Source organism: Protofrankia sp. Cr1 (assembly GCF_963555865.1).
Taxonomy (GTDB): Bacteria; Actinomycetota; Actinomycetes; order Frankiales; family Frankiaceae; genus Protofrankia.
Map to the genome: position 1 here is coordinate 3376 of NZ_CAUVXO010000453.1, position 525 is coordinate 3900.

General features: G+C 74.7%; 1 protein-coding gene. It reads right to left on the minus strand.

Features of this window, described 5'->3' with window-relative positions:
* Positions 1-74 precede the first annotated feature (74 nt).
* On the minus strand, positions 75-525 hold a 451-nt coding region (locus tag U9980_RS23510; RefSeq protein WP_322769927.1), incomplete at its 5' end, for a hypothetical protein.

Consider the following 525-nt stretch of genomic DNA (forward strand, 5'->3'; position numbering starts at 1 on the left):
ACCGCGTCCTTGCCCGCGACGGGTTCCCCGTCCACCAGCAGCCGGCCCACCCCCGCCAGCACGACGCCCGCTGCCTACGCCCCGGCGGCGGCAGCGGGCCGCCGCGTCAGCGACACCGTCACCTGCACCGCCGCCTCGCCCTCGACACTGAGCACCGCCTGGATCGCCTGACCCGAACCGGCTGTCAACGTCACGCCGAAGGACACCTCGACCGCATCAACCCCCAACCGGCCCGGTGCCGCCTCCACCAGCCCCTGGCCGTCCAGACCGCGGGCCACCTCCCCGGCGACCACACCGATCTGACTGCTCAACGCCCGCACCGCAGCGCGCACAGCCTCCTCACCGCGCTCCACGACCGCGGCCCGCCGGGTACGCCGGTGCTGGCCGCCCCGACCGGCGGCCTCCGCCAACCAGGACTTCCCGTCATCCCCGGTGTCCGCGTCCGCATCCCCGGTCGGGTCCCGGTCGACCAGCGCAACACCCACGTCGCAGGTCCAGCCGTCATCATGCCCGTCGCCGTCCATA